The following is a 7143-nucleotide window of genomic DNA, read 5'->3' as shown; positions in this document are numbered from 1 at the left end:
CGGCTCACCTCGAACCGCCGCGCAATCTCCGTGGGACGATCCCCCCGATCCAACGCACCCAACACACGATCCCGCAAATCCTGCGAATAGGCTGGCATCCATACCCCTTCAAAAATACATGAGAAGTATCGCATACAATGTATATGACTAAATTAAAAATTCTCTAGCCAAACAACAACGGCCTCCCACGCGGGAGGCCGTTGTTGTTTGTATTGCAGTATTGACTAATCGCCTTCCTGAGCGGTGGGCAGTGCCTGCACCTTGCTGTGCTTGATCGAATAGGTGAAGTAAATCACCAGGCCGATCACAAGCCAGACGAGCATCACCTCCCAGGTGATCGCATCGAGCCGGGACATGAGGTAAAGCGCCGACACGATACCCAGGAGCGGCACCAGGGGCACGAACGGCGTCTTGAAAGGCCGCTCCATGTTGGGATGCCGCACGCGCAGAATCCATACACCGGCAGAGACGATGGTAAAGGCCAGCAGTGTGCCGATATTCACCAGTTCGGCAAGCTTGCCGATAGGCAAAAATGCCGGCATGATGGCCGCGAATGAGCCGAAGATAATCGTCGTGATCCACGGGGTACGGAACTTGGGATGAATCGCTGAAAACGCCTTGGGAAGCAGTCCGTCGCGCGACATGGAATAGAAGACGCGTGTCTGGCCAAGAAGCATTACCAGCATCACTGTCGCCAGGCCGAAGACTGCGCCTATCTTTACCAGCACAGAGCCCCAACCCACACCGGTTGCGTCAATGGCCAGAGCCACTGGAGCGGAAACATTCAGCGTCTTGTAGCTGACCAGGCCGGTCATCACCAGTGAAACCAGGATGTAGAGAATGGTGCATACCACCAGCGAACCGAGGATGCCGATGGGCATATCGCGCTGCGGATTCTTGGCCTCCTGCGCGGCGGTGGAAACGGCATCGAAGCCGATATACGCGAAAAAGATGGATGCGGCTGCGACGGGTATTCCGCCCCAACCGAAGTTTCCGTGCCCATCGGGCGGCGGAATGAAAGGATGCCAGTTGGCATGGGCCACCTGCGGATGGTGAAACAGGAACAGGCCGCCAACCACGATGAAGATGCCTACAATCGCCAGCTTTATAATGACGATGGCTGAGTTGAAGTTGGCCGACTCTTTGATGCCGATGACGAGGATTGTCGTCACCACCAGCACAATGCAGACCGCGACCAGATTGAAGAGTCCCGTCACATGCGGCAGGCCTGCGTCCGTAATGCCCGCCGGAAGTGACATCCTGTCAATCCAAAACCCGTTGTACTTCACAAGCACATTGCCTGTGGTCGTAGTCAGTGCCGGCGGAATGACAATTCCGAACTGCTGCATCAGGCTGTTGAAGTATCCCGCCCAGCCGGATGCCACGGTAGACGCGCCAAAGGCGTATTCCAGCGTCAGGTCCCAGCCGATGATCCATGCCACTAACTCACCCAGCGTGGCATAGCCGTAGGTGTAGGCTGAGCCGGCGATCGGGATGATGGAGGCGAACTCCGCATAGCACAATCCGGCAAACGCGCAGGTTAATCCCGCGAGCACAAAACTCAGCGCCACAGCCGGCCCAGCGTGCAGCGCGGCAGCCTGCCCGGTAAGCGTGAAGATGCCGGCGCCGATGACGGCGCCGATGCCGAGTGTGATGAGGTTCAGCGCTCCAAGCGAGCGCTTGAGCGTGTGTTCGCCCTTTTCGCCGGCTTCCTGCGTAAGCATCGACAAGGGTTTTATGCGAAGCAGCCTAGACATAGATGAGGGTGTTCCTCTCCGGATGAGTTAGTCGGGATTTGAAACTTGCCGGTCAACGGAGTTCCGCGACCAGATGAAATAAACCGGTATACCAAGCAGGACGATCACCAGGCCGGGCCATGTATATTGCGGCTTAAACCGCAATAATACGATACAGACCCATGCAGCCATCAATATGTAGACGGCGGGCAGGATTGGATAGCCCAGCGCTTTGTATGGCCGCTCGGCGTTGGGCCGTTTGGCGCGAAGTACAAAGATGCCCGCGATGGTGAGAATGTAGAAGACCAGCTCGGCGAAGATGATGTAGTCGAGCAACTGGCCGTAGGAGCCTGAGATGCAGAGCGCTGCCGACCAGATAGCCTGCACCACAATGGCCGCGACCGGCGTGCGCCACTTGGGATGCAGCTTGCCGACGGACTTAAAGAAGAGGCCATCTTTGCTCATGGCGTAGTACACGCGCGCGCCGGCCATTGTGAGGCCATTGGCACAGCCAAAGGTGGAGATGAGCACGGCCGCGGCCATAAGCGCTGCGCCGCCGGTGTGGAAGATCTGCTCCAGCGCCGCCGTGCCTACGCGGTCCTCCGTTGCATGCTGGATGCCGCGCGCGAGAACCGATGTGCCCGCGGGATCGCCATGCATGGGCAGCACTACGAGATATGCGAGAGACGCAAGAAAGTAAACGGTAACCACAAAGCCCGTTCCCAGAATGAGCGAGAGCGGGATGTTGCGCTTGGGGTTCTTGACTTCGCCCGCGGTGAATGTGATGTTGTTCCAGGCGTCGGCTGAGAAGAGTGAACCCACCTGCACCACGGCGAGGACGATGAAGAGATTCACCATCGCGGTTGGTCCGCCCACGCCTACCTGTACCGGATGCAGATCGTGCCAGCCTGCATTTTGCCAGAAGTTATGCCAGCCGGGACCGAAGTTCGACGCAATCGCCGTGGCGCTGATGCCGACAGTAAAAGCCAGCAAGATCAACGCGGCGAGTGAAAGCGATTTGGCCGTGGTGAAGATGTTTTGAACGATGGAGCCGAGGCGAATTCCGAAGAGGTTGATGAAGGCGAGCAGAAAGACAACGACAATGCCGGCCAGATTTGCGGTATTGACGCCGATGTCCATGTTGCCGAGGACCATGGGCCCTACGGGAATGGACGGAACGTGGGCGATCTTCCAGAGCCAGTGCGTTGTGGAGACGGATGGAAAGAAGACGCCCAGAAATTTGCCGAAGGCGACGCAGACGGCGGCGATGGTTCCGGTCTGGATGACGAGGAACAACGTCCAGCCGTAGAGAAATCCCCAGACCGGGCCGAGCGACTCGCGCAGATAGACGTACTGGCCGCCGGCGCGGGGCATCATGGCGGCAAGCTCGCCGTAGCTGAGCGCGGCGATGGTTGTCATCAATGCGGTCACAACCCATGCGCCGAGGTAGAGCGCGGGTGAGTCTGTGACGCGGGCAATCTCCGCATCGACCAGGAAGATGCCTGAGCCGATCATGGAGCCAATGACGATGGCGGTGGAGCTGAACAGGCCAAGGCTCTGCACGAGCTTGTTGGACGGCTCTTGTGGCAGAGCCGCTTCTGAGGATTGCGCGTGGGTTGGGCCCGGATTCGGAGTGGTCACTGGGAAGAGTTTTACCCGATTTTACGTAGCTTTGTCTCCCAGATTGTATCCGGCATGGTGTGAATGCGGCATAAGCAAATTCCTGTATGCGGATTCGCCCGTATCTGGTGCGGGTTTATGTGATGATTTTTCGCCAGCGGCGGAACTCTGCCGCCGGATCGGGAGCGCGAAAGATTGCGGCTGCGACGGCAACCACGGTGGCGCCGGCGTCGATCACCTGCGGCGCTGTTTCCAGCGTGATTCCTGCTGCGGCGCTCAGCACAACCTCCGGTCCGGCTTCTTTGCGGAGATTCCGAATGCCTTCCAGGCCAATGGGGGGCTTATCCGTTTGCTTGGTGGTGGTCATGAAGACAGGACCGATGGCAAAGTAATTTGCGGGCTGAGAAAGAATGCCGGGGATCAGCGAATCGCTGCCTGCGAATGTGCCGATGATCCGATCCGGACCGAGAACCCGGCGGGCCTCTGAGACGGAGACATCGCCCGCATCGACGTGAACGCCGTCAAAGCCAATCTGAACGACAAGATCGGCGCGGTCGTCCAGGATGAGCTTTGTTGCAGGCAGTGTTCGACGAAGGATTTCGGCGTCTGAAGCAAGTTCCGCATCTGTGCCCGTTTTGTTGCGATATTCGAGCAGCTCAACTCCGGCGTCTGCCAGGGATCGGCCCAGCGATTCGAGAAACTCGGCACGGCCTGTTTGCGGGATGACGGAGGAATCGAGAATCGGATAAACGCGAGGGAACGAAAAGGCCATGCATCCAGCTTAGTGTTCCGGAATACTTTTCGTCCCTCGCCGTGAAATCGACTTCCTTGCTCTTACATCTCGTCGCCGGATGGGCCGTAGCAACCGGGCAGCTTACCGCCGAGGATGCGGATATAGACGCCGAGTTGCGCGCGGTGATGCACCAGATGGTTCATCACAAAGGATCTCCACACCTGATACTTCGGCTGATCGATAAAGACCTGCCCTCCCGCAGCAAAGATCCAATTGCGGTCCCAGTTCACAGGATCAAAGCCTTCGATCGCAGCCTTGGACTTGGGCAAGCCGGCCTCAAATGTCTTGAGAACCTCTGCCTTGTTCTCAGGAACTTTGGGCCGCTGTTCGGGATTCCAGTCGAGGCGATCCTTCTCAAGCGTCATCAGCGGCCAGTCTCCCGTGAGCTCGGCGACATGGCCGGCCAGACGGCCCAGTGTCATCGACTTTTCATGCGGCTTCCATGTGAAATCGGCGGTATCGGGGATGGCGTTCAGAATCTTGCGAGCGTTCTCCACTTCCGTATTGAACTCGGCGATCAGCTCTTTTTGAATATCCATTCGGCAGCCTCCTTGCGGCGCGGCAATCAGCATATCGCGACTGGTCTACTTCAGGCGAAGAGAAAGCGTAAAATCTTTGCGAATTTCTGATGCTGTGCGAACTTATTTGTGCCGGGGCAATGCAAAGGCAACATAAATTCCGCCTTGAGGCTCATTCGGCGTGCGGGCGTTGCTGGTGGCGATCACAACGTATTGGCGGCCATCGACCATGTAGGTTGCTGGAGTCGCCACTCCCGAAAAAGGAAGATCGGCGCGCCATAGCAGCTTGCCTGTGGCTGTATCAAAGGCGCGGATTGTGTGGTCGTAGACTGTGGCGCTGATGAAAAGAACGCCGCCTGCGGTCACAACCGGTCCGCCGTAGTTCTCTGAACCTGTATTGGTCAGTCCCTGCTTTGCCAGCGCGGGATACTCGCCGAGATTGACCTTCCACAGATACCTGCCGGTAGTGAGATCAATCGCATTGAGCGTTCCCCACGGCGGTGTGAAGGCCGGATAGCCGTCGGGATCGAGAAATTTGCGATAGCCGGTAAAGACATAATCATGCGGAGCTTTCTTTTTCTCATTCTCATCGTTGCTGCTTACGCCTAAATACCGCAGCAGGGCTTGCAGTTCCGCGCCTTCCATCGGCATGGGCGGCATGCGGCCTTTGCCTTTGTGGATCAGATCCGTTGTCTGTGCGTTGGACAGGCGGCTGCCGAGACCGATCAGCATAGGAAATGAAGGTGGAATTCCTTCGCGTTTTTCTCCGTGACAGATGGCGCAGCGTTCCTGATAAACAGCCAGGCCGGCAGCATCTGCAGGTGTTTCCGCGCCCAGGGCTACTGCCATCTCCTTCTTGTCCGCTGTTGAAGGCTTGGTGCGGAGAAAGGCGATCAAATCCGTCAATCCACTGCCATCAAGATTTGGGAAGGACGGCATTCGTCCGGTTCCCTGCCGAATCGTCTGACGGACCTTATCTTCGCCGAGGCGCGGCATGGCATCCACCAGCGCGGGAAAAGCCGGCGGCGAACCCGTGCGATCGAGGCCATGACAGATGGCGCATTGCGAGCGATAGATGCCCTCGCCGGGGCTGCTTGCGCGTCCTGCAGCCGCCAGACCGCCTGTCCACACCATCTCGTTGGCGTTGACGTAAAGAATCCTGCGCACGGGATCGATTGCCGGGCCGCCCCACTCCGCGCCGCCATCGAAGCCAGGGAAGATCACCGTCTGCTTGTCCACAGAAAACGGAATGAACTGGCCGTCGCTCTTGAATTCGCGGAAGGTCTTCACGGCCCAGTCATGTGCGGCGGGGGTGCGCGTGGTCAGATCGGCTTCCGTAAGCCGCTGGCGCGCGAAAGGTTCCGGCCAGTCCGGCAAAGGCTGCGTCTTCGATGCCTGCTCGCCGGGAACATTGCTCGCAGGATACTCGCGTTCGTGGATCGGAAAAAGCAGCTCGCCGGTGAGCCGATTGAAGAAATATAGCCAGCCCTGCTTGGTGGTCTGCGCCATGGCTGGAATGGTTTTGCCATCGCGCAAGACGGTGAAGAGCGCAGGCGGCGACGGAAAGTCGCGATCCCACATATCGTGATGCACTCCCTGAAAGTGCCAGATACGCTTGCCCGTGTTCGCGTCCAGAGCCAACAGCGTGTTGGCGTAGAGGTCGTCGCCAATCCGGTCGCCGCCGTAGAAGTCCATCACTGCTGAGCCGGTTGGGACGTACAGAATTCCACGCTCCTCATCGAGCGCCATGCCGGCCCAGTTGTTTGCCGCGCCTGCTGTCTTCCACGCATCCGCGGGCCAGGTTTCATAGCCCTGTTCGCCGGGATGCGGAATGGTATGAAAGACCCAGCGCAGCGCGCCGGTATGCACATCGAAGGCGCGCACATCGCCGGGCGGCGCGGGATGCGCCTCCGGATTGCGTCCGCCGACAATGATCATGTCCTTCCACAGCATTCCCGGCGTGGTGAGCACAATCGACTGCTGCTCCCACGGCTCGCGCAGGCCTTTGCGTAAGTCAATGCGGCCTTGCTCGCCGAAGCTCGCTATCGGCTTTCCTGTTGCCGGATCGAGGCAGTAAAGAAAGTTCATGATGCCGACAAGAAGGCGGTTCTCCTTGCCGTCCGTCCAGTAAGACATGCCGCGCGCAGGCTGCGTACCTACTACGCCGGAATCAAACTTCCACTTCAGCTTGCCTGTGGCCGCATCCAGCGCAACAATCTTCTCTGTAGGCGTGTAGGCGTAGAGCGTGCGACCGATGATCAGCGGGTTGTCCTGCATCCCACCCTGCTCGCCCGTGTCGAAGGTCCACGCAACTTGAAGCCGATTTACATTTGCGCGATTGATCTGCGTCAGCTTCGAGTAGTGATCGCCATCGCGTCCGCCGTTGTACGAGGACCACGGAACGTCCTTCTGCGCCGCGCAGATTCGCGTTGCGAGCGCTGCTAGCAAGAAGGTTGTCGTAATCGAACGCATCATA

General features: G+C 58.4%; 5 protein-coding genes. All 5 read right to left on the bottom strand.

Annotation, left to right across the window (positions count from 1 at the left end; genetic code table 11):
- Positions 1-224: 224 nt before the first annotated feature.
- The gene (locus ABSG47_RS11705; protein ID WP_424169868.1) at positions 225-1757 is read right to left on the bottom strand and encodes an amino acid permease; all 1533 of its coding nucleotides are present in this window, start codon (positions 1755-1757) and stop codon (positions 225-227) included.
- A gap of 27 nt (positions 1758-1784) precedes the next feature.
- Positions 1785-3377, bottom strand: coding sequence for an APC family permease (locus ABSG47_RS11700; protein WP_424169867.1), 1593 nt, complete (start codon positions 3375-3377; stop codon positions 1785-1787).
- A 115-nt stretch (positions 3378-3492) separates the two neighbouring features.
- Positions 3493-4128, bottom strand: coding sequence for a thiamine phosphate synthase (locus tag ABSG47_RS11695; RefSeq protein ID WP_424169866.1), 636 nt, complete (start codon positions 4126-4128; stop codon positions 3493-3495).
- A gap of 62 nt (positions 4129-4190) precedes the next feature.
- On the bottom strand, positions 4191-4688 hold the full coding sequence (locus tag ABSG47_RS11690) for a DinB family protein (RefSeq protein WP_424169865.1): 498 nt from the start codon (positions 4686-4688) through the stop codon (positions 4191-4193).
- Positions 4689-4790: 102 nt separating this feature from the next.
- Complete coding sequence (locus ABSG47_RS11685) at positions 4791-7142, bottom strand: c-type cytochrome (RefSeq protein ID WP_424169864.1); 2352 nt, start codon at positions 7140-7142, stop codon at positions 4791-4793.
- Position 7143: the final 1 nt, after the last annotated feature.

The organism is Occallatibacter sp., from assembly GCF_049510455.1.
GTDB lineage: Bacteria > Acidobacteriota > Terriglobia > Terriglobales > Acidobacteriaceae > Telmatobacter.
Note: the sequence above shows the minus strand (reverse complement) of the source record. Positions and strands in the feature narration are given on the sequence as shown.